Annotated in this window: 18 protein-coding genes and 1 tRNA gene; 13 read left to right on the top strand and 6 right to left on the bottom strand. The window is 69.7% G+C overall.

Translation table 11 applies throughout. The annotated features are described in order from the left end of the window. Nucleotides 1–158: 158 nt before the first annotated feature. The 4 genes from F3H13_RS09705 to F3H13_RS09690 are packed head-to-tail and all read left to right on the top strand — an operon-like array spanning nt 159 to nt 3429. Nucleotides 159–1814: a CTP synthase gene (locus tag F3H13_RS09705; protein ID WP_149798836.1), complete on the top strand. Its 1656-nt coding sequence runs from the start codon at nt 159–161 to the stop codon at nt 1812–1814. After that, nucleotides 1815–2732, top strand: coding sequence for a glutamine-hydrolyzing GMP synthase (gene guaA / locus F3H13_RS09700; RefSeq protein WP_149798835.1), 918 nt, complete (start codon nt 1815–1817; stop codon nt 2730–2732). Further along, nucleotides 2732–3115 (top strand): DUF7126 family protein, encoded by a 384-nt coding sequence (locus F3H13_RS09695; RefSeq protein ID WP_149798834.1) that lies wholly within the window; start codon nt 2732–2734, stop codon nt 3113–3115. The genes guaA and F3H13_RS09695 overlap by 1 nt, the downstream gene beginning before the upstream one ends. Further along, nucleotides 3112–3429 carry a glutaredoxin family protein gene (locus tag F3H13_RS09690; RefSeq protein WP_149798833.1) on the top strand — a complete coding sequence of 106 codons (318 nt, stop codon included), beginning with the start codon at nt 3112–3114 and terminating at the stop codon, nt 3427–3429. The genes F3H13_RS09695 and F3H13_RS09690 overlap by 4 nt, the downstream gene beginning before the upstream one ends. 59 nt (nt 3430–3488) lie before the next feature. Here the strand turns inward: F3H13_RS09690 and F3H13_RS09685 are convergent, their stop codons facing one another. Next, nucleotides 3489–5174, bottom strand: coding sequence for an HVO_2922 family protein (locus F3H13_RS09685; RefSeq protein WP_149798832.1), 1686 nt, complete (start codon nt 5172–5174; stop codon nt 3489–3491). Between the two features lie 146 nt (nt 5175–5320). Between F3H13_RS09685 and F3H13_RS09680 the strand changes: the two genes are divergently transcribed. The 4 genes from F3H13_RS09680 to F3H13_RS09665 all read left to right on the top strand — a co-directional run bounded on the left by F3H13_RS09680 (nt 5321) and on the right by F3H13_RS09665 (nt 11272). Next, complete coding sequence (locus F3H13_RS09680; RefSeq protein ID WP_188128043.1) at nt 5321–6502, top strand: metal-dependent hydrolase family protein; 1182 nt, start codon at nt 5321–5323, stop codon at nt 6500–6502. A 631-nt stretch (nt 6503–7133) separates the two neighbouring features. Then, nucleotides 7134–9311 carry an NAD-dependent DNA ligase LigA gene (gene ligA, locus F3H13_RS09675; protein ID WP_149798831.1) on the top strand — a complete coding sequence of 726 codons (2178 nt, stop codon included), beginning with the start codon at nt 7134–7136 and terminating at the stop codon, nt 9309–9311. A 72-nt stretch (nt 9312–9383) separates the two neighbouring features. Next, nucleotides 9384–10460: an ABC transporter ATP-binding protein gene (locus F3H13_RS09670; protein ID WP_149798830.1), complete on the top strand. Its 1077-nt coding sequence runs from the start codon at nt 9384–9386 to the stop codon at nt 10458–10460. Further along, nucleotides 10457–11272, top strand: a complete 816-nt coding sequence (locus tag F3H13_RS09665) for an ABC transporter permease (RefSeq protein WP_149798829.1) — start codon at nt 10457–10459, stop codon at nt 11270–11272. Before F3H13_RS09670 ends, F3H13_RS09665 begins: the two co-directional genes overlap by 4 nt. A gap of 146 nt (nt 11273–11418) precedes the next feature. On the opposite strand, the gene F3H13_RS09660 is transcribed toward F3H13_RS09665, so the two are convergent. Next, nucleotides 11419–11492, bottom strand: a tRNA-Val gene (locus tag F3H13_RS09660). 60 nt (nt 11493–11552) lie between these two features. Between F3H13_RS09660 and F3H13_RS09655 the strand changes: the two genes are divergently transcribed. The 3 genes from F3H13_RS09655 (at nt 11553) to F3H13_RS09645 (ending at nt 13367) form a co-directional block, all read left to right on the top strand. Beyond that, the gene (locus F3H13_RS09655) at nt 11553–12041 is read left to right on the top strand and encodes a DUF192 domain-containing protein (protein WP_149798828.1); all 489 of its coding nucleotides are present in this window, start codon (nt 11553–11555) and stop codon (nt 12039–12041) included. Between the two features lie 77 nt (nt 12042–12118). Further along, entirely contained in the window at nt 12119–12532 is a 414-nt protein-coding gene (locus F3H13_RS09650) for an SHOCT domain-containing protein (RefSeq protein WP_149798827.1), read from the top strand. Between the two features lie 154 nt (nt 12533–12686). Continuing rightward, the gene (locus tag F3H13_RS09645) at nt 12687–13367 is read left to right on the top strand and encodes a hypothetical protein (protein ID WP_149798826.1); all 681 of its coding nucleotides are present in this window, start codon (nt 12687–12689) and stop codon (nt 13365–13367) included. A gap of 44 nt (nt 13368–13411) precedes the next feature. On the opposite strand, the gene F3H13_RS09640 is transcribed toward F3H13_RS09645, so the two are convergent. The 4 genes from F3H13_RS09640 to F3H13_RS09625 form a co-directional block, all read right to left on the bottom strand. Beyond that, on the bottom strand, nt 13412–14557 hold the full coding sequence (locus tag F3H13_RS09640) for an ABC transporter ATP-binding protein (protein WP_149798825.1): 1146 nt from the start codon (nt 14555–14557) through the stop codon (nt 13412–13414). A 96-nt stretch (nt 14558–14653) separates the two neighbouring features. Then, nucleotides 14654–15598 carry a carbohydrate ABC transporter permease gene (locus F3H13_RS09635; protein WP_149798824.1) on the bottom strand — a complete coding sequence of 315 codons (945 nt, stop codon included), beginning with the start codon at nt 15596–15598 and terminating at the stop codon, nt 14654–14656. After that, complete coding sequence (locus tag F3H13_RS09630; RefSeq protein WP_149798823.1) at nt 15595–16635, bottom strand: carbohydrate ABC transporter permease; 1041 nt, start codon at nt 16633–16635, stop codon at nt 15595–15597. Before F3H13_RS09630 ends, F3H13_RS09635 begins: the two co-directional genes overlap by 4 nt. Before the next feature lie 10 nt (nt 16636–16645). Next, nucleotides 16646–17803, bottom strand: coding sequence for an ABC transporter substrate-binding protein (locus F3H13_RS09625; protein WP_188128048.1), 1158 nt, complete (start codon nt 17801–17803; stop codon nt 16646–16648). A gap of 461 nt (nt 17804–18264) precedes the next feature. Between F3H13_RS09625 and F3H13_RS09620 the strand changes: the two genes are divergently transcribed. Beyond that, entirely contained in the window at nt 18265–19314 is a 1050-nt protein-coding gene (locus F3H13_RS09620) for an AAA family ATPase (protein WP_149798821.1), read from the top strand. Beyond that, nucleotides 19311–19955 carry a protein sorting system archaetidylserine decarboxylase gene (locus F3H13_RS09615; protein ID WP_149798820.1) on the top strand — a complete coding sequence of 215 codons (645 nt, stop codon included), beginning with the start codon at nt 19311–19313 and terminating at the stop codon, nt 19953–19955. Before F3H13_RS09620 ends, F3H13_RS09615 begins: the two co-directional genes overlap by 4 nt. Nucleotides 19956–20077: the final 122 nt, after the last annotated feature.

The following is a 20077-nucleotide window of genomic DNA, read 5'->3' as shown; positions in this document are numbered from 1 at the left end:
TCAACAAATTATAAATAAGAGCCCGGTACGACGACGTCACTCACCACGTTGACGCCTCACCCTCCGTCTATCGACACGCATCACGCCAGATCAACACGAACGTCCACCCGAAACGGAGGGTCCGAAACGGTTTTGACCCGGCCTGCCGGACGGTCGATATGCCAGCAGATCCCGACACGGGGTACGACCCGTCGCTGGGTCGGAAGTTCGTGTTCGTCACGGGCGGTGTGATGTCCGGGCTGGGCAAGGGCATCACGGCCGCCAGCACCGGGCGCCTTCTCGCCAACGCGGGCTTCGACGTCACCGCCGTCAAGGTGGACCCCTATATCAACGTCGACGCCGGGACGATGAACCCGTACGAGCACGGTGAGGTGTACGTCTTAAAAGACGGCGGCGAGGTCGACCTCGATTTAGGCAACTACGAGCGCTTCCTCGGCACCGACATGACGTTCGACCACAACGTCACCACGGGGAAGACGTACGAGCACGTCATCGAGCGCGAGCGCGCCGGCGACTACCTCGGCAAGACCGTCCAGATCATCCCGCACGTCACCGACGACATCAAGCGCCGCATCCGCGAGGCCGCCGAGGGCTCTGACGTCTGCCTCGTCGAGATCGGCGGGACGGTCGGCGACATCGAGTCGATGCCGTTCCTCGAGGCGCTTCGTCAGTTCGCCCACGAGGAGGACGACGAGGACATCCTCTTCACGCACGTCACGCTCGTCCCCTACTCGAAGAACGGCGAGCAGAAGACGAAGCCGACCCAGCACTCCGTGAAGGAGCTGCGTTCGATCGGCCTCCAGCCCGACATCCTCGTCGGGCGCTCGGAGGACCGGCTCGACCCCGAGACGAAAGAGAAGATCGCCCTCTTCTGTGACGTGCCCACGGACGCCGTCTTCTCGAACCCCGACGTCGAGGACATCTACCACGTCCCGCTGATGGTCGAAGACGAGGGGTTAGACGAGTACGTGATGGAGCGGCTCGGCCTCGCTGATGAGGCGCTCCCGAAGACGGAGCGCTCGACGGAGTGGCGCGAGCTTGTCACCCGGGACCGCGAGGAGGAGATCGACATCGCCCTCGTCGGCAAGTACGCCCTCGAAGACGCGTACATGTCGATCCACGAGGCGCTGAAACACGCCGGCATCCAGACCGGCACCGAGGTGAACGTGCTGTGGGTCGACGCCGACGAGACGCGCGCGGAACACGAACAGCGGCTCGCCTCGGCCGACGCCGTCGTCGTCCCCGGCGGCTTCGGCTCCCGCGGCACGGATGGGAAGATCGAAGCGGTCCGCTACGCCCGCGAGAACGACGTGCCCTTCCTCGGGCTCTGCTTAGGCTTCCAGATGGCCGTCGTCGAACATGCGCGCAACGTCCTCGGGCTCGACGGGGCGCACTCGGCGGAGATCGACCCCGACACGCCCCACCCCGTCATCGACCTCCTCCCCGACCAGTACGAGACGGAGGACATGGGCGGGACGATGCGGCTCGGCGCCCACGAGACCGACATCGAGCCCGACACGCTCGCGGCGCGGGTGTACGGCGCCGACTCCTGTACGGAGCGCCACCGCCACCGCTACGAGGTGAACCCCGAGTACATCGAGCGGTTGGAGGCCGACGGCCTCGCCTTCTCCGGGCGCGCGGACAACCGGATGGAGATCCTCGAACGCCCGGACCACCCGTTCTTCTTCGGCACGCAGGCCCATCCCGAGTTCCGGTCGCGGCCGGACCGCGCGAGTCCGCCGTTCGTATCTCTGGTCGAGGCGGCGCTGGGATCGACGGACACAACCGAGCGGAACGCGGACGTGAGGCTATAGATGGTCGAGACGGAGGAATTCATCGCGGAGGCGAAAGCGGAGATCCGGGAGGCGATCGGCGACGCGAACGCCGTGATCGCCTTATCGGGCGGGGTCGACTCCTCGGTCGCGGCGACGCTCGCGTACGAGGCGGTCGGCGACCAGCTCACCCCCGTCTACGTCGACACGGGGCTGATGCGGAAAGGCGAGACGGAGGAGATCCGCGACACGTTCGACTTCATGGAGTCGCTGCGGGTGATCGAGGCCCAAGAGCGGTTCTTCGACCGGCTCGACGGCGTCACCGACCCCGAAGAGAAGCGCCACGTCATCGGCGAGGGGTTCATCGACGAGTTCGAGACCGTCGCCCGCGACGTCGACGCCGACTACCTCGTTCAGGGCACGATCTACCCGGACCGCATCGAGTCAGAGGGGAACATCAAGTCGCACCACAACGTCGGCGGGCTCCCCGAGGTCGTCGACTTCGAGGGGATCGTCGAGCCCGTCCGCGACCTCTACAAAGACGAGGTCCGCGAGGTTGCCCGCGCGCTCGGCCTCGAAGCGATCATCTCCGAGCGCATGCCGTTCCCCGGCCCCGGCCTCGCCGTCCGGATCGTCGGCGAGGTGACTCCCGAGAAGGCCGCGGTCGCCCGCGAGGCGACCCACGTCGTCGAGGAGGAGTTAGCGGAGTACGACCCGTGGCAGGCGTTCGCCGCGGTCCTCGGCAAGGCGACGGGCGTCAAGGGCGACAACCGCGTCCACGGCTGGGTGGTCGCGGTGCGCTCCGTCGAGAGCCGCGACGGGATGACCGCCCGCGCGCAGGAGCTCGACTGGAGCACGCTCCAGCGGATCCAGAGCCGGATCACCGGCGAGAACGAGAACGTGGCGCGCGTGGTATACGACGTGACCCACAAGCCGCCCGCGACGATCGAGTACGAGTGATGGCGGGGACCCCCGCCCGCCCTGACGGCGGCCGCGCCCAGGGCCCGCTCGCCGTCGTCGCCGGGCCCGACGAGAACGGGCTCGGCGAGGAGCTCGCCGCGCTCGGCGCCGAAATCCGCCGGATCGAGGGGCTCGTCACCGCCGACGCGCTCTCCGAGGCCGGCATCGAGGCGGCCGCCTACTTCGTCCTCACCGACGTCGAGGAGGCGACCGGGATCCCGGTCGCGAAGGAGCTGAACCCCGATGTCCGGGTCGTGACGTACGCGAGCCGGTCGCTGCCCGAGTTCGTCGCGACGGTCGCCGACCTCGCGGTCGACCCCGACCTGCTGGACGCCGCGACGGTCGCCGAGGAGCTGTTGACAGACGACGACGCGGAAGCGTGACTGGGGACGACGCGCCGAGCGGTGACGCGGCCGGAAGCGACGGCCCCGACGACGACCCCGCGACCGTCCCGGTCACCCTCTACACCCGCGAGGACTGCTCGCTGTGCGTCGTCGCCCGCGAGACGATCGAGTCCGTCGGCGCCGACCTCGACGGCGTGACGGTCGCCCTTGACGAGGTCGACGTCGACACCGACCCGGAGCTGGCCGACGAGTACGGCGAGCGCGTCCCGTACGTGTTCGTCGACGGCAACCCGGCGTTCAAATACGAGGTCGACGAGCGCGAGCTGCGGTTGAAGCTGCTGGCGGCGACCTGAATCGAAAAAGCCGCGACCGACCGCGATGACCGCTCGGACCGCTTGCTTCTGCTTCTACTCTACTTTTCGACCGTCTCCGCGCCGGGCGCGTTCGCCTTCACGCGGGTCACGGCCTCGACGGCGTTCGACCGGGAGGCGTACCCCTCGCCCGAGTCCGCGAGGACGTTACCGTTGCGGTGGCGGAGCCGCCAGCGCCACTCCTCGCTCGCGTCCTCGTAGATCTCGAACGCCGCGCTCCCGGCCGCCAGGGCGCTCGCGTCGGGCGCGTACTCGCTCACGCGCTCGACCGCGTCCGTCGCGTTGGACTTGGAGGCGTACCCCTCCCCGCCGTCCGCGATGATGTTCCCGTTGTCGTGGACGAGCCGCCAGCGCCACGAGCCGCCCCTGTCCTCGTACACTTCGAAGGTCGCCTTGCTTTCGCCGTCGCCCGCTCGCCCCTCCGCGTCCTCGTCGTCGGGGAATTCGAGCCCGGCGCCGCCGGCGTTCGACCTGACGCTGTCGAGCCCCTGCTCGGCCTTCGCCCGGGAGGCGTACCCCTCGCCGGAGTCGGCGAGGACGTTCCCGTTCTCGTGGACGAGCCGCCAGCGGTACTCGCCGGCGGCGTCGCGGAACACCTCGAACGCCGCGGGGTCGATCCGGAGGTAGTCCGCGGCCGCGACGTGGTCGCGGATCCGGCCGAGCGCGCGCTCGGCGTTCGACTTGGAGGCGTACCCCTCGCCGGAGTCCGAGATGATGTTTCCGTTGTCGTGGACGAGCCGCCAGCGCCAGTCGCCGCCCGCGTCCTCGAACAGCTCGAAGGTCGCGTTGCTCGCGACCTCCTCGTCGTCGCTCGGGACGGCAACGTCCGGCTCAGCGGCGTCTTCCGGTTCCGGCCCGTCGTCGGCGGCGATCGCCGCCGCCGCCTCGACGGGGGTCTCGATCCGGAGGAGGCCCGCGCCGAGCGCGTTCCGCCGCACGCTGTGGAGCCCCTGCTGGGCCTTCCCGCGGCTGCTGTACCCCTGCCCGGAGGTCGCGATGACGTTGCCGTTGCGGTGGCGGAGCCGCCAGCGCGGCCGCCCGCTCGCGTCATCGAACAGCTCGAACCGGGCCTTGCTCTCGCGTAGCGACGCGGCCGCGGCCTCCGCGGCCGTCAGGTCCTCGCGGGCCGCTTCGAGTTCCGATTCGGTGGACGCGAGCTCCTCGCGGGTCGCGTCCAGCTCGGACTCGGCCGACGCCAGCTCCTCGCGGGTCGCCTCCAGTTCCCCGCTCATCTCCTCGGCCGCTTCGGTCGCCGCGGCCGCCTCGCCCCGCATCCGGTCGTAGTCCTCGTAGACGGGGTCGGAGAGCAGCGGCACGACGGTCCCGGCGAGCCCGATGAGGAGGAGCCCGACGCCGTAGAGCGTGATCACGGCCGGGTCGCCGGACACCGTGAACCAGCCGTCCGGGAAGATGCTCACGAACCAGACGACGCCGAGGACGCTGACGGCGGTCCCCAGATACCCGAGGGCGGTCCCGCCCCGCCGGAGCGGGAAGCGGATCACGGCTCCGAGCATCACGAACACCGGGGCCAGCGCCGCGAGCGCGTACCCGATGCCGCGCGCGGCCGTCGCCGAGTCGGTGAGGAGGAACACGACGACGCCGGCGAGGCCGAGCAGCACTCCGAACCCGAACAGCCAGTAGCCGTTCACCTCGTCGGTCGTCTTCGGGGCGCCGATCCGTCGCTCGTACAGTCCGCCGCCTTGGTTTGGTTGGTCATCACTTGCCATACCGGAGACATCTTCGGCTATCTGTTTATAAGTAGGGGCGCAGACGCGGTTCTGGCCGCCTTTCACCCGGCCTCTGCTCGGCTCGCTCGACTCGCCCGACTACCGCGACCCGAGCGTTTACGACGCCGAGGCTCCCTCGTGGTGGTATGTACGTACTGCGAGGCGGTCGCGTGGTGGACGCCGCGGGAACCCGCGAGGCCGACGTGGCGGTCGCGGACGGCGAGGTCGTCGCGGTCGGCGAGCCGGGAGCGGTCGACGACGCGATCGCGGCGCGCGAGGGCGATCCGGCCGAAATCGACGTCGGCGACCAGGTCGTCGCGCCCGGCCTGATCGACGCGCACGTCCACGTCATGATGGACGGGCGCCCGGACGTCTCGACCGCGGTCGCCGACAGCGACTACACCGCGAGCTACCGGGCCGCGAGCAACCTCGACGCCGCCGTCTCGGCCGGCGTCACGACCGTCCGCGACCTCGGGAGCCGCGGGACGCTCGCGCTCGACGCGGGCGAGGCGGTCAGCGCCGGGAAGATCGACGGCCCGCGCGTCCTCGCGTGCGGCCGCAACGTGATCATGACCGGCGGCCACGGCAACTGGTTCGGTCGCGAGGCGGACGGCCCCGCGGAGGTACGGAAGGCGGCCCGCGAGCAGCTGAAGGCGGGCGCGGACGTGCTCAAGTGTATGGCCACCGGCGGCGTCCTCACCGAGGGCGCGGTGACGGGCGCTCCCGAACTGACGCCCGAGGAGCTGGCCGCGTTTACCGATGCGGCCGCGCCGACGGACACGCCGACCGCGGCCCACGCCCACGGCGAAGTGGGGATCAAAAACGCCGTCGAGGCCGGCATCTCCAGCGTCGAACACGGGACGTTCATGGACCGAGAGGCCGCCGAGATGATGGCCGAGCGCGGCACCTACTGGGTACCGACCGCGAGCGCACTCCGCGGTATCGTCGACAACGGCGTCGAGGCCGGGATCCCCGAGGATGCCGTCGCGAAGGCCGAGGACGCCGCGGGCCGCTTCGACGACGCGTGGGACCACGCCCTGGAGGCCGGGGTTCCCATCGCGATGGGGACCGACGCGGGCACGCCGTTCAACTTCTTCGGGGAAATCCCGCAGGAGATGGCGTACATGGTCGACTACGGGCTCTCGCCAGAGCGCGCGCTGGAGGCGGCCACCGTCAACGCCGCGGACCTGCTCGGGCTCGACGACGTCGGGCTCGTCGAGGAGGGGTATCGGGCGGACCTCGTCGTCCTCGACGCCGACCCGACCGAAGACGTCGAAGCGTGGCAGGACCCGGACGCGGTGTTCGCGCGCGGCGAGCGCGTGGAATAAGGGAATTCAGTCTGGTGCGGCCTTTATAAGCGACCGAGCGGCGTCGCAGTCTGGTGGCGATACCCGAATAACGATTCTTTGATGAACGCTCTCAGAGCCCCGGTCGTTCGTTTATAAGTAGTTATCAGCGGATCGACGGAGGCCGCCTCCAAAGCGCCAGCCGTTCAGTGATAAACAGCCGACTGTAGATCGGTGCTGGACACTTCCAAAGCCCCAGCCGCGAGGGCTCGGTGCGCTCGCTGTCGTTCGAGACGCCGAAGGCGTCTCGTGATGACGAAACGGCTCCGCCGTTTCGAACCACGCTCCTCGTCGCTCGTTTCACTCGCTCTTGCGGTGCTTGCGTCGCGCGCCTTCGCCCTCGCGGCTGCCCCTTTGAGTCCCACCCCGCACAGCACCGCAACCGCACCTCACACCTCCCCAGCCTCGCGGTTCACTCGGGCTCCCTCCGGTCGCCCGTCGCTCACCGCGTCCCTCGCGGGCTGGCTCGCGGCCGCCGGTGGCGGCCGCTCGCAGGCGCGCCACCGCGCCGCGCGTTCGTTCATAAACTGTCTCGCCGCCCTCGATCGACGCACCCGGCCGCGGAGCGAGTCGAACGCTCGTTTTTAACCCGAGCCGACGTAAGGGTTGGTCGATGACGAGCGCGCAATCCGGGTCGTCGGCCCGGCACGCGGACCCGGACGAGAACCCCTACGTCGAGGACCCCCCGACCGACTTCGATCCGGTCGACGACCTCTCCGCGGACGAGGCCGCCGAGCAGGCCGCCCTGCTCCGAGCGGCGGTCCGCGAACACGACCACCGGTACTACGTCGAGGCCGACCCCCTCGTCTCGGACGAGGCGTACGATGCGCTGTTCGCCCGGTTGACGGAGCTGGAGGCGGCGTTCGACCTCCCGACCGACGACTCCCCCACGCGGCGCGTCGGCGGCGAGCCCCTCGACGCGCTGGAGACGGTCGAACACGTCTCGCCGATGCTGTCGATCGACAACGACACCGACGCCGCGGCGGTCCGCGAGTTCGACGAGCGCGTCCGTCGGGGACTGACCGACGCGGCCGACGACGGCGACCTCGCCGGATTCGACCCGGACGACCTCGCGTACGTCTGCGAGCCGAAGTTCGACGGCCTCTCGATCGAAGTGATCTACGAGGACGGCGAGTACGTCCGGGCGGCCACCCGCGGCGACGGCCGCGAGGGCGACGACGTCACCGAGCAGGTCCGCACGATCCGCTCTGTCCCCGGTCGCCTGCGCGGCGACGACCACCCCGACCGGCTCGCGGTGCGCGGCGAAGTCTACATGCCCCGCGACGCCTTCGCGGCGTACAACGAGGACCTGATCGAGCGCGGCGAGGAGCCGCTCGCGAACCCGCGCAACGCCGCGGCCGGCACGCTCCGCCAGCTGGATCCCGCAGTCGTCGCCGAGCGCCCCCTCGACGTCTTCTTCTTCGACGTGCTCGCGTGGGAGGCGGGCGATGACGGCCCCGAACGCCCCGCGCGCCACCGCGACGCGCTCGACGCGTTCGCGTCGCTCGGCCTCCGCCGGAACGACCGGGTGGAACTCGTCGACGATATCGAGGCCGCGATCGACTATCGCGACGAGATACTGGCCGCCCGCGACGACCTGAACTACGCGGTCGACGGCGTCGTGATCAAAGTGGACGCACTCGCGCAGCGGGAGGCGCTCGGGAGCACGTCGCGCGCGCCGCGCTGGGCGTTCGCACACAAGTTCCCGCCGCGCACCGCGACGACGACCGTGGAGGGCGTCACGGTCCAGGTGGGCCGGACCGGGCGGCTCACGCCCGTCGCCGAGCTCGACCCCGTCGACGTCGGCGGCGTCACCGTCTCGCGCGCGACGCTCCACAACCCAGCCGAGATCGAGGCGCTCGGCGTGAACGTCGGCGACCGCGTCCGAATCTACCGCGCGGGCGACGTGATCCCGTACGTCCCCGAGGTCGTCGAGAAGCGCAGCGAGGGGACGTACGCGTTCCCCGACGAGTGCCCCGTCTGCGGGGCCGAGATCGAGCGCGACGGGCCGCTCGCCTTCTGTACCGGCGGGCTCGGCTGCCCGGCGCAACTCGAACGGGCGGTCGAACACTGGGCGCGCCGCGACGCGCTCGACGTGGAGGGGCTCGGCCCGGAGCGGGTCGAACAGCTCCGTGAGGCCGGCCTCGTCGAGTCGCTGCCGGACCTCTACGACCTCACCGCCGAGGAGCTTGCCGACTTGGAGGGGTGGGGTGAGACGAGCGCCGGGAACCTGATCCGCGAGCTCGACGCGACCCGGAACCCGCCGCTCGACGACTTCCTCGCCGGGCTCGGGATCCCCGACGTGGGCGCGACGACCGCCCGCGCGCTCGCTGCGGGCTTCGGGACGCTCGACGCGCTCCTCGACGCGGACGAGGCGGCCCTCCGCGAGGTCGACGACGTGGGGCCCGAGGTGGCCGAGTCGATCCGCACGTTCCTCGACCGCGAGGAGAACCGCGCCGCGATCGAGGGGCTCCGCGAGCGCGGCGTCGACCCCGAGCCGTTCGAGACGGACGCGGGCGACGGCCGGGCCGACGCGCTCGACGGGCTCACCTTCGTGTTCACTGGATCGCTGTCGGTCCCCCGGAGCGACGCGCAGGCGCACGTCGAGGCGCACGGCGCGAACGCCACGTCGAGCGTCTCCGGAAACACCGACTACCTCGTCGCCGGCGAGAGCCCGGGGCGGTCGAAGCGCGACGACGCGGCCGCCGAGGACGTGCCGGTCGTCGACGAGGACGCGTTCGCCGACCTGCTCGCGGAGCGCGGCGTCGACTGGCCGCCGGCCGACGCGTAGCGTCGCGGTCCGCGCGGGCGACGCTCGCTCCGACCCGCAACCATTTATCAGGCCGCGCCGGAACCGAACGGTATGACCGCCATCGAGCTGCGGGGCGTGACCAAGGAGTTCGCGGAGGTCACGGCCGTTCGCGACCTCGACCTCACCGTCGAAGACGGCGAGGTGTACGGGTTCCTCGGACCGAACGGCGCCGGCAAATCCACGACGATCGACATGCTCTTAGACCTCGTCCGGCCGACCGCCGGGACGGTCCGCGTCCTCGGCGCCGATGTCGCGACGGAAGGGGTCGAGATCCGGCGCCGGACCGGCGTGCTCCCCGACGGCTTCTCGGTGTACGACCGGCTCTCCGGCCGGCGACACGTCGAGTTCGCCGTGGAGTCGAAGGACGCGGCCGACGACCCGGACGCGCTCCTCGACCGCGTCGGCCTCGCCGACGCGGCGGACCGCTCCGCCGGCGAGTACTCGAAGGGCATGCGTCAGCGGCTCGCTCTGGCGATGGCGCTCGTCGGGGACCCCGACCTGCTGATCCTCGACGAGCCGTCCTCCGGGCTCGACCCGGCCGGCGCCAAGGAGATGCGCGAGATCGTCCGGGCCGAGGCCGAGCGCGGCGCTACCGTCTTCTTCTCGTCGCACATCCTCGAACAGGTCGACGCCGTCTGCGACCGCGTCGGCATCCTCCGCGACGGCGAACTGGTCGCTGAGGACTCGGTCGAGGGGCTCCGCGAGGCCGTCGGCGGCGAAGAGACGTTGGAGGTCGCGGCCGCGGGTGCCGACGACGACGCGGTCGCGGCGGTCCGCGCGCTCCCCGGCGTCTCGGGCGTCACTCGCGACGGCGACGAGCTGGCGGTGAACTGCGCCAGCGACGCGAAGACCGACGTGATCGCTACACTGGAGGACGCCGGCGTCGCCGTCGCCGACTTCCACACCCGCGAGGCGTCGCTTGAGGACCTCTTCTTGGCGTACACCGAGGGCGACGCGGCGAGTTCGAGCGAACGCGCGACGGACGCCGACGCGACTGATGGCGACGCGACCGATGCCGATACGATCGACGGCGAACCGCCAACCGACGCCAACGCGACGGATGCCGAGACGACCGACGCCGAACCACCGGCCGACGACGAGTCGGCGGCGGAGGAGGTGGACCGATGAGCCTCGCCGCCATCGCCCGGAAGGACTTCCGGGAGACGGTCCAGTCGCGCGGCATGATCGCCCTGGTGGTGCTGTTCTCGCTGCTCGTCGCGGCGTTCGCGTACGCCGTGCGCCCCACCGGCGAGAGCGAGCAGTTCGCCACGGAGCTGCTGTTGAGCGCCTTTATCGGTCGCTTCCTCGTCACGACGCTCATCCCGCTCGTCGGGGTCGTCGTCGGCTACAACGCGGTCAGTGGCGAGCGCGAGTCCGGCTCGCTGAAGCTGCTCCTGTCGCTGCCACACTCGCGGGCCGACGTGGTCTTGGGCAAGGTTGCCGGCCGCGGTGCGGCGCTCGCGCTCGCGGTGTTCGCCGGCTTCCTGCCGCCCGCGCTGGTGCTTATCGCTGCGCCGGTGGTGTTCAACGCCGGCGCGTTCCTCGGCTACACCGTGTTCGCGGCCGCGCTCGGCGTCGTGTTCGTCGCCATCTCCGTGGGCTGCTCGGCGGCGTCGTCGACCCAGCGTCGGGCGCTCATCGGCGGCGTCGGGATCTACGTCCTCTTCGTCCTGCTGTGGGGCGCGCTCACCGGGCAGCTGTTGAACGCCGCCGGGCCGGTGGTCGACGCGCTGCCCGTGTCCGCGGGCCAGCTCGACGTGTTCCTCCAAGTGTCGAACCCCACGACCGCCGTCGAGGCCCTGTCGAACGCGTTCCTCGGCGAACGGCTGTTCAGCGGCGAGGCCGTGAACCAGCAGCTGTCTGCGGCCGCAATGTTGGTCTTCTGGACGCTCGCGCCGCCGCTCGCCGGCTTGCTGAAGTTCGACGCGGACGATCTCTGAGGTCGGTCGCCTCGTTCGCCTCAGAAACGGGCTCGGGCGGGTTCGAACTCGATGGCGAGACTCGCTTCGCTCGTCTCGCGTAGTTCGAACCGCGCCCTCGAACAGTCACAGCGGCGCCGCTCACGAGTTGTTCGCGGCGCCGACAGTGGGCTCGGGCGGGTTCGAACCGCCGATCTCAGCCTTGTAAAGGCCGCGTCATAACCAGCTAGACCACGAGCCCTCACCGAAACAACCCCCTGAGAGCGGAAAACGATTTCCTTCCGCGACGCGAACCCCGACCGTGAACCGTCGCCTCGTCGGGGTCGCGGCCGCGCTCGCACTGATCGCCCTCGCCGGAATCGGCGTCGCCGCTGCGAATCCGGCCCTCCTGATCACCGGCTACGACACCGCCACGGTCGAGGCCGTCGACGGCGAGACCGGCGAGTCGCTGGCGACCGTCGAGGCCCGGGTCGCCGACGGCTTCGTGAAGCGGTACGTCGGGCTCTCGGCGACCGATGCCCTCGACGACGGCGAGGGGATGCTGTTCGTCCACGGGGAGTCCGCGGAGCGTGCCTACGTGATGCGCGACATGGCGTTCGCGCTCGACATCGTCTTCGTCGACGCGAACGGGACGGTCACCACCGTCCACGAGGCGGCGCCGGAGTCGCAGCCGCTCACCCGCTACGAGGGGACCGGGCGATACGTCCTCGAAGTGCCGCGGGGCTGGAGCGACCGCCACGGCGTCGAGCCCGGCGACCGACTAGTGATCGAGGACCGCGAGCGCGCGTGACGACCGCCGCGTCCCGTCGCGACCCGCCGGGGACCGCCGACGAAACCGCTTTGGGCCTCGCAGGCGTCGCCCCGACCATGACCGGACTCGCCCGCCGGGTCGCGTGGAACCTCCGCCACCGCTGGCGGCGGGTGTTCGCGCTCTGCGTCGTCGGTGCCGGCGTCGCCGCCCCGCTCATCACCGGCCTCTGGTGGACCCTCCCGCTCGTGTTGTTCTTCGGCCTCTTCGTCGTCCTCCCCGTCCTCCACACCCTGACGAAGCCGCTTCCAGACGACGACTCCGAGGGCGACGAGAACGCGACCGGCGACCCCGCGCTCGACGCCCTCCGCGAGCGCTACGCGCGCGGCGACATCGATGAGCGGGAGTTCGAGCGCAAGCTGGACCGCCTGCTGGAGACCGAGGACGCCGAGACGGTCGACGACCCGGGCGACGACGTCGCCGACCGCGTCCGCGAGGGGCTTCGCCGCGAGGTCGAACGGATCCGAGAGTGACCGACGGCAGCCTCTCGCCGTGGACGCGACCGACACCGTTTTGCGAGCCGACGGTGACCCGGTCGAACGTGTCGACATCGACCGAGGGTCGGGTGGACGGCGTCGCGGTCGAGCGATCGGGACGCGCCGCCGCAAAGCGGTCGGGAGGCGCCTGATGTTCCTCGAGGCCCTCCGGTACCCGTTCGCAGACCGGGCCCGGCTGGACGGCACCGCGACGTGTCTCGCGGCGCTGCTGCTCGGCGGTGCGCTGGTCCGGGCGGCGGCGGGGCTCTGGCCCGACGCGGCGCTTCTGGCACCGCTCCTGCTCGCCGTCGGTCCGCTCCTCGCGTTCCTTGGCCTCGTCGGCGGCGTGCTCGCGGGCGAGGGGTTCCCGTCCGTCGCGACGCGGGCCACGGCGCGGCTCGCCGGGCGGCTGCTCGGCGTCGCCGCCGTCTACCTCGCTCCGGCGGCCGTCACGGTCGCCGCCGTCAGCTACGTCGTCGCTGTCGGGACGGTCCCGAGCGCGCTGACCGGCGTGGGCCTCGCGACGCTCTCGACCGTCGCGCTCCTCGTCACGGTCGTCTGCGCGTACCTCTTCCCGTCGGCGGCCGCCGTGAGCGTCCGGAAGGGACTCCACGCCGGGCTCAAGCGCGACGCGATCCGCGGGACCGCGTCGAGTTCGTACTTCCTCGCGTGGGTCGGCGCGACCGTGCTCGTCGTCGTCGCGTGGACGGCGCTCGCGACGACGGCGACGCGGAGCGTCGCCGCGCTCCTCGCACTTGCGTGGGGCGCCTACGCCCACGTCGCCGCCGCGGCGCTGATCGCCGCGGGGGTCGACCGGACGAAGTACTGGTGAGCCTTAGAATACCTAAAAAACGCCCGCGACGACCCGCACCGCTCTCAGAGGTTGATCTGGTCGGCCGCGTTCTCCATCGACCGGTTGTGGAGCGCCTCGCCCGTGTTCCGGTCGAAGAGGTGGATCGCGTCCTCCGGGATCCGCGCGGTCACCGTGTCGCCCTCGCTGACCCGGTTGAACCCGTCGATCGTCGCGACGAGCGTCGCCGCGGTCTCGGGGTCCGCGTCGGGGTCGAAGTGGAGGTACACCGTGTTCTCGTCGCCCATCGGCTCGACGACGTCGACGGTCGTCTCGAACTCGTGGTCGCCGTCCTCGTCGACGAGTTCGACGGCTTCGGGGCGGATACCGAGAACGAGGTCGGTCGCGTCGCCGAGGTCCGCCCGAACCCCCTCGTCGATCGGGTACTCGAAGGCGTCGCCGACGAGGCGGTCGCCCTCCAGCGTCACGTCGAAGAAGTTCATCGACGGCTCGCCGAGGAAGCTCGCGACGAACCGGTTGGCCGGCTCGTGGTAACACTCCAGCGGCGTCGCGATCTGCTGGAGCTCGCCCCCGTCGAGGATGGCGATCCGGTCGCCCATCGTCATCGCCTCCGTCTGGTCGTGAGTGACGTACACCGTCGTCACGCCCAGGTCGTTCTGGAGCCGCTGGAGCTCGGTGCGCATCTCCGCGCGGAGCTTCGCGTCGAGGTTGCTGAGTGGCTCGTCCATCAGGAACACTTCGGGGTCGCGTACGATGGCGCGGCCGAGGGCGACGCGCTGCTGTTGTCCCCCGGAGAGGTCACTCGGCTTCCGGTCGAGCAGGTTCGAGATACCGAGCATCTCGCCGGTCTCCGAAACCATCTGGTTGATCTCGTCGTCCGGGAGGTCCGTCGACTCTTCTAAGCCGAACGACATATTCTGTCGGACGCTCATATGCGGGTAGAGCGCGTACGACTGGAACACCATCGCGATGTCCCTGTCTTGGGATTTCACGTCGTTGACGACGCGGTTGTCGATGCTGAGCGTGCCGGCGGTGATCGTCTCGAGGCCGGCAACCATCCGGAGCGTCGTGGACTTGCCGCAGCCGGACGGACCGACGACGACGAGGAACTCGCCGTCGTCGATCGACAGCGACACATCGTCGACCGCGACGATCTCCTCGTCGCCGTCCTGGAACGTCTTCGTTATCGAGTCGAGTTCAAGCGTTGCCATATCTGTGTGTTGTGGTCGGTGTCGAGTGGTCGTTCGTGCGCCGCGCCGCGTCGTCTCTCGGGCGGTCCCCGCCGCCGGACTGGGTCGACGTGCGGGTCACGCCGCCACCCCCTCGGCGAACTCCTCGCCGAAGAAGATGTACACCGCCAGCGTCGGCAGCGCCGCAAAGAACGCCCCGGCCATCCGGAGCGCGAAGTCCTGTCCCTCCAGCGAGCTCCCGAGGCCCGCTAAGATTAACACGACGGGCGCCGCGGGGCTCGACTCCGTCGAGACGATCACGAGCGTGAACAGGAGGTCGTTCCAGATCTGGGTGAACTGATAGATGAGGACGACGGCGAACATCGGTCCCGAAAGCGGGAGGACGATCCGCCGGTACACCCGGCGGAGCGTCGCCCCGTCGAGGCGGGCCGACTCGATCATCTCCTCGCTCATCGTCTTGTAGTACGTCCGGAACAGGAGCGTACAGATGGGGATCCCGTAGGCGACGTGGGTGATCACCAGTTCGATGATACCGACGTAGTCGTTGTCGATCCCGAGCGCCCAGACGAACGACAGCACCTGGTCGAGCTGGGCCCACTGCGACCAGAACTGGGTCAGCGGGACCAGCACGGCCTGATACGGGATGAAGATCCCGGCGATGATGAGCATCAGCACCACCGCCTTGTACGACTTCTTCCACGTCGGGATCGTCAGCCCGTATGCGGTGATGCTCCCGACGAACGCCGAGATCACCGTCGCGGGGACCGCGTACAGCAGGCTGTTCCCCATGCCGCGAAGCAGGGCGTCGATCGCCGTCTGCCACTTCTCGAGGGTGAGTCCGGACGGTCCCGGGGGCGCGAACGGCGCCGTTTCGACGATCGCGATCCCGGTCTTGAACGAGGTCACCAGCCCGGACTCGATGGGGACGAGGTAGAACGCCGCCGCGAAGGCTAACACGACGTACAGCCCGACGTCCTCGACCGTCAGCTGATCGAGGTTCCGGCGCAGCCGCGCAGTCGTCGATGTCGTGCCGCCGTCGGTTCGAATTTCTCCGTCGCTCATAGGTTGTCCCTCCGGTATTCGTACACGAGGTACGGGCCGATGACGCCGAGCGCCATCGCGAACAGCACGATGGCGATCGCCGACCCGTACGCCCAGTTGAGGTTCGCGTACGCCTCGCGCACCATCTTCGTCGCGAGGATGTCGGCGCCGTTCGGCGGCCGGTACCCGCCCGCCAGCGAGTAGAGGAAGTCGAACGCCTTCATGCCGAACACCATCAACACCACGGCGGCGCTGATGGTCGCGCCCTTCAGCTGCGGTATGATCACGCGCCAGTACATCTTCAGGGTCGACGCGCCGTCGACCTTGGCCGCTTCGTAGTGCTCTCTCGGTATCGCGCGCAGGCCGGCGAGGTACACGACCATCGCGTACCCCGAGAACTGCCACATCAACGCGAAGATGACCGCGTAGAGGACGATGTCCTGGTTACCGAGCCAGCTCACCGGCCCGAGCCCGAACGTCCCGATGACGCTGTTCGCGATCCCGTTGTTGTAGTTGTAGATCCACAGCCAGAACTGGGCCGTGACGACGAACGAGAGGCTCATCGGCAGGAGGTAGATCGTCCGGAACGAGTTCTCGAACCGGATCCCCCTGTCGATCAGGATTGCCAGCAGGAGGCCGACGGCGAGCGTTCCCGCCGTGAACAGGATGAGCAGGATGAGCGTGTTGACCGCGGCGTCGATGAACCCGGAGTCCGCGAGCGCCCGGGTGTACATCTCGAAGTCGAGGTTCGAGTAGTCCGGCGCGTTCTCGAAGCGCTGGTAGTCGGTCAGCGAGATGAGGAGGTTCCAGATGACCGCACCGTAGACGAACAGCCCCATCAGCAGGAACGGCGGGAGCCAGAATATCGACGACTCCATGAAGTCGCTCCCGAAGCGCCGGTCCAGCGCCGACTTGAGGCGGGCCGTCGCGTCGCGGTCCGGCTCGACCGGGTCGGCCGCGGAGCCGTCGCTCACGACGCCGCCGTCGGTGCGGGCCGCCTCGTCGTCCCCCGAGGAGGGCCTGATCGCCCGGTACAATCGACGATAAAAATCGAGCATCTGGGAGTGCTCAGTTGGATACCGCGTCCAGGAAGCCCGTCGTTGCCGCGTCGACGTTGTACGGACCGGTGAACTCCGAGGAGATGACGTCGTTGAGCTCCGTCATCGTCTCGGAGGGCACGCCGAGTCCGTGCTGGAGGTTCGGGGGTCGGTACTCCGCTTCCGCGAAGTCCTCGGCCGTCTCCTGGAGGTACGGACCGAATTCCTCCATGCTCACGTCGGTGCGGGTCGGGATCGACCCCTTGAACTGGTTGAACGCGATCTGGGCCTCCGGACTGCCGACGAACGCCTCCCAGGTCTTCGAGGCCTCGGGCGTCGGGTTGTCCGCCGGGTAGATGAACGAGTCGAAGTGGAGCGTGTACATTCCCTCCGTGCCGGGGAACGTCTTGAAGCCCCAGTCCTCGTCGTACTCGAAGCCCTCGGCGTTCCGGAACGCGCCCGCCGCCCAGTTACCCTGGTGGATGAAGGCGGCGTCGCCGTTGATGATGTTCTGGTTCGACTCGGTCAACGCGATCGAGGACGCGTCGTCGCTGATGTAGTTCTCCAGCATCTCCGCGGTCGTCTCGAACGCCGACCGGACGGCCTCCTCGTCGCCGTTGCCCTCGAGGAAGTCCATGTACGGCTGGTAGCCGCTCTCGCCGAGGAGCACGGCGCCCCAAAGCTGGGTCGTCGTCCAGGTGCCCGCCATCGCGTGGGTCATCGGGATGGCGTCGGTCTCGGTCGAGACCGTCTCCAAGGCGTCGATGAGCGCCGAGGGACTGTCGAGCGAGTCGACGTCGACGCCCGCGTCCTCGACGACGGAGACGTTGTAGAAGAGGCAGTTCAGCCGGTGGGAGCCGAGCGGCACGGCGCGGTAGCTGCCGTCCTGCTGGTGGAGCTCCACCGCCTCCTCGACCATCGCGTCTTCGAAGCCGTTCTCATCCCAGACGTCGTCGACGCTGCCGAGGACGCCCTGATAGCGGAGGAGGTTCGGACCGGGCCATCCGGCGAACGCTCCCGGCGGGTCGTCGCTCTGGAGCCGGTTCGCGACGACCGCGTCGAGGTTCTGGTTCCCGCCGCCACCGATGGGGTTCATCTCGAGGTCCGTGTCGGAGTGGGCCTCGTTGAACGCCTCTTCGAGCGCTTCGGCCGCCGCGGCGCCGTCGCCGCCGGTCCAGCCGTGAAGCACTTCGACCGCGTCACCGCTGCCCCCGCCGCCGCCGTCGCTTCCGTCGCCGCCGTCGCCGCCGGAACAGCCGGCGATCCCTACGGTCGCGAGGCTGCCCGCGCCCGCGACGTAGTGACGACGAGTGAGTCGGTTCTCTGAGTCTGCGCTGTTGTCACGTGACATGTATCCACAGATTCGGAAGGGCTATACTTAACGATTGATGTTCATTTACTCAATAAATTATTAAAAAACCCAGAATAGGTTAGCCGGACGTAGATGTTCTCTAAGGCCCTGTAAGAGAGTTATCTCGGCGATTCGGTGGTCGTCGACACCCCTTTCTAGATGATTCGTATGGGGGTGATCGTAACAAAATAGCGATCCGAGGCGTTCGATCCGACCCGTTCTCACCGCCGTCGGGCCGACTCCCCCTCTTGGTGCGCCGACCGACCGATTCTTGACCGCGCGGCCCCGATCGAACGCCAATGCAGGGACCGCTCTGGATAGACACGCACGCGCCCGCCCTCGACGAGATCCGGCAGGACGAGGCCCGCGACCGCCTGCGCCGGGCCGTCGACGAGCCGATGAACCTCGTCGTTCAGGGGCCGCCAGGGGTCGGGAAGACCGCGGCGGCGCGCGCGCTCGCCGACGCGTCGCACGCCGACCCGGACGCCGACCTGATCGAGATCAACGTCGCCGACTTCTTCGGCCGGACGAAAAAGGAGATCCGGACCGACCCGCGGTTCGAGGGGTTCCTCGCGGGGCGGAGTAGCATGGCGAAACGGGACATGATAAACCGCGTGCTGAAGGAGTCGGCGTCGTACGCGCCGATGTCCGGCGACTACAAGACGATCCTCTTAGACAACGCGGAGGCGATCCGCGAGGACTTCCAACAGGCGCTGCGCCGCGTGATGGAGAAGCACCACCGGACCACGCAGTTCGTGATCGCGACCCGCCAGCCCTCGAAGCTCATCGCCCCGATCCGGTCGCGCTGCTTCCCGGTCCGCGTGCGCTCGCCGACCACCGACGAGACGATAGACGTCCTCGAGACGATCTGCGACCGCGAGGGCGTCGACTACGACGGCGACGGCCTGGAGTTCGTCGCCAGCGCGGCCGGCGGCGACCTCCGCGAGGCGATCCTCGCTGCGCAGGCGACCGCGGTCGAGGGCGACGAGATCACCATGTCGACCGCCTACGAGACGCTCGGCGAGGTCGGCGACGACGACGCGCTCCGCGAGGCGCTCGCCGACGCCCGGAGCGGCGACCTGAAGGACGCCCGCTCGACGCTCGACGACCTCCTCGACGAGGGGTACGACGGGCAGGAGCTGCTCCGCGAGACGCTCCGCGTCGCCCGCGCCGGCTCCGAGTACGGCGGCGACGATCTCGCGCGCCTCCACGCGCTCGCGGGCGAGGCGGATCTCGACCTGTCCGACGGGCTCGACGACACGACCCACCTCGTCCACCTGCTCGCGGCGTGGGCCGCGGGGCGGACCGAGCTCTCGCCCGAACTGCGGGACGCGGAGGTGGCCCCGTGAGCCGGACGCCGCCGCTCTCGCGGCTCCTCCCGTTCCCGGTGGTCGACGCCGCGTGGGACCTGGCGCTCGTCCCGGCGCTCGCTGGCGCCGTCGCGCTGCCGTTCGTCCCGCCGGTCGGCGCCGCGCTCGTCGCGCTCGCGCTCGGGGTCCTCTGGTTCCACCGCGACCCGGCGCGCGACCCGCCGAAAGGGGACGAAACGGTCGTCTCCCCGGCCGACGGCACCGTCTCCGTGGTGCGCGAAGAGGGCTCCCGGCTCCGAGTCGGCGTGTTCATGAACGTCACCGACGTCCACGTGAACCGCGCGCCGCTTGCCGGTGAGGTCCGCGAGGTCCGGCACCGCCCCGGCGCGAACCGCCCGGCGTTCGACAAGGAGTCGGACCGAAACGAGCAGGTCGCGATCGACTTCGGCGAGTACGAACTGCTCGTCATCGCGGGCTGGTTCGCCCGGCGGATCCACCCCTCGGTCGAGGCCGGCGACCGCGTCGAGCGCGGCGACCGCGTCGGCCACGTCTCGTTCGGCTCGCGGGCGGACGTGGTGCTACCCGCGGCCGTGACCCGCGAGGACCTGCTGGTCGCCGAGGGCGACAGCGTCCGCGCCGGCGAGACGATCATCGCGGAGCGGCCGTGCGACGACGGATAATTTCGCCGCCGCGAGACGACCGACAATCCCGTCGCTGCGCGGCGCCGGATACTCCGGTCAAGACGCGACGTACCCAGCCGAGTCGGGCCATACGCTTTTGTTTCACGCGCGAGACCGTTTCT

Origin of the sequence: Halorubrum xinjiangense, assembly GCF_900102375.1 — an archaeon.
GTDB classification, from domain to species: Archaea; Halobacteriota; Halobacteria; order Halobacteriales; family Haloferacaceae; genus Halorubrum; species Halorubrum xinjiangense.
This window is presented reverse-complemented; position numbering and strand designations above follow the sequence as displayed.

Bases quoted from the DNA above. Each gene is read 5' to 3' on its own strand.
- F3H13_RS09645 (WP_149798826.1), top strand. From the start codon at position 12,687: ATGTTCCTCGAGGCCCTCCGGTACCCGTTCGCAGACCGGGCCCGGCTG.
- F3H13_RS09650 (WP_149798827.1), top strand. From the start codon at position 12,119: ATGACCGGACTCGCCCGCCGGGTCGCGTGGAACCTCCGCCACCGCTGG.
- F3H13_RS09635 (WP_149798824.1), bottom strand. From the start codon at position 15,598: ATGAGCGACGGAGAAATTCGAACCGACGGCGGCACGACATCGACGACT.
- F3H13_RS09640 (WP_149798825.1), bottom strand. From the start codon at position 14,557: ATGGCAACGCTTGAACTCGACTCGATAACGAAGACGTTCCAGGACGGC.
- F3H13_RS09670 (WP_149798830.1), top strand. From the start codon at position 9,384: ATGACCGCCATCGAGCTGCGGGGCGTGACCAAGGAGTTCGCGGAGGTC.
- F3H13_RS09705 (WP_149798836.1), top strand. From the start codon at position 159: ATGCCAGCAGATCCCGACACGGGGTACGACCCGTCGCTGGGTCGGAAG.
- guaA (WP_149798835.1), top strand. From the start codon at position 1,815: ATGGTCGAGACGGAGGAATTCATCGCGGAGGCGAAAGCGGAGATCCGG.
- F3H13_RS09630 (WP_149798823.1), bottom strand. From the start codon at position 16,635: ATGCTCGATTTTTATCGTCGATTGTACCGGGCGATCAGGCCCTCCTCG.
- F3H13_RS09695 (WP_149798834.1), top strand. From the start codon at position 2,732: ATGGCGGGGACCCCCGCCCGCCCTGACGGCGGCCGCGCCCAGGGCCCG.
- ligA (WP_149798831.1), top strand. From the start codon at position 7,134: ATGACGAGCGCGCAATCCGGGTCGTCGGCCCGGCACGCGGACCCGGAC.
- F3H13_RS09620 (WP_149798821.1), top strand. From the start codon at position 18,265: ATGCAGGGACCGCTCTGGATAGACACGCACGCGCCCGCCCTCGACGAG.
- F3H13_RS09665 (WP_149798829.1), top strand. From the start codon at position 10,457: ATGAGCCTCGCCGCCATCGCCCGGAAGGACTTCCGGGAGACGGTCCAG.
- F3H13_RS09685 (WP_149798832.1), bottom strand. From the start codon at position 5,174: ATGGCAAGTGATGACCAACCAAACCAAGGCGGCGGACTGTACGAGCGA.
- F3H13_RS09680 (WP_188128043.1), top strand. From the start codon at position 5,321: ATGTACGTACTGCGAGGCGGTCGCGTGGTGGACGCCGCGGGAACCCGC.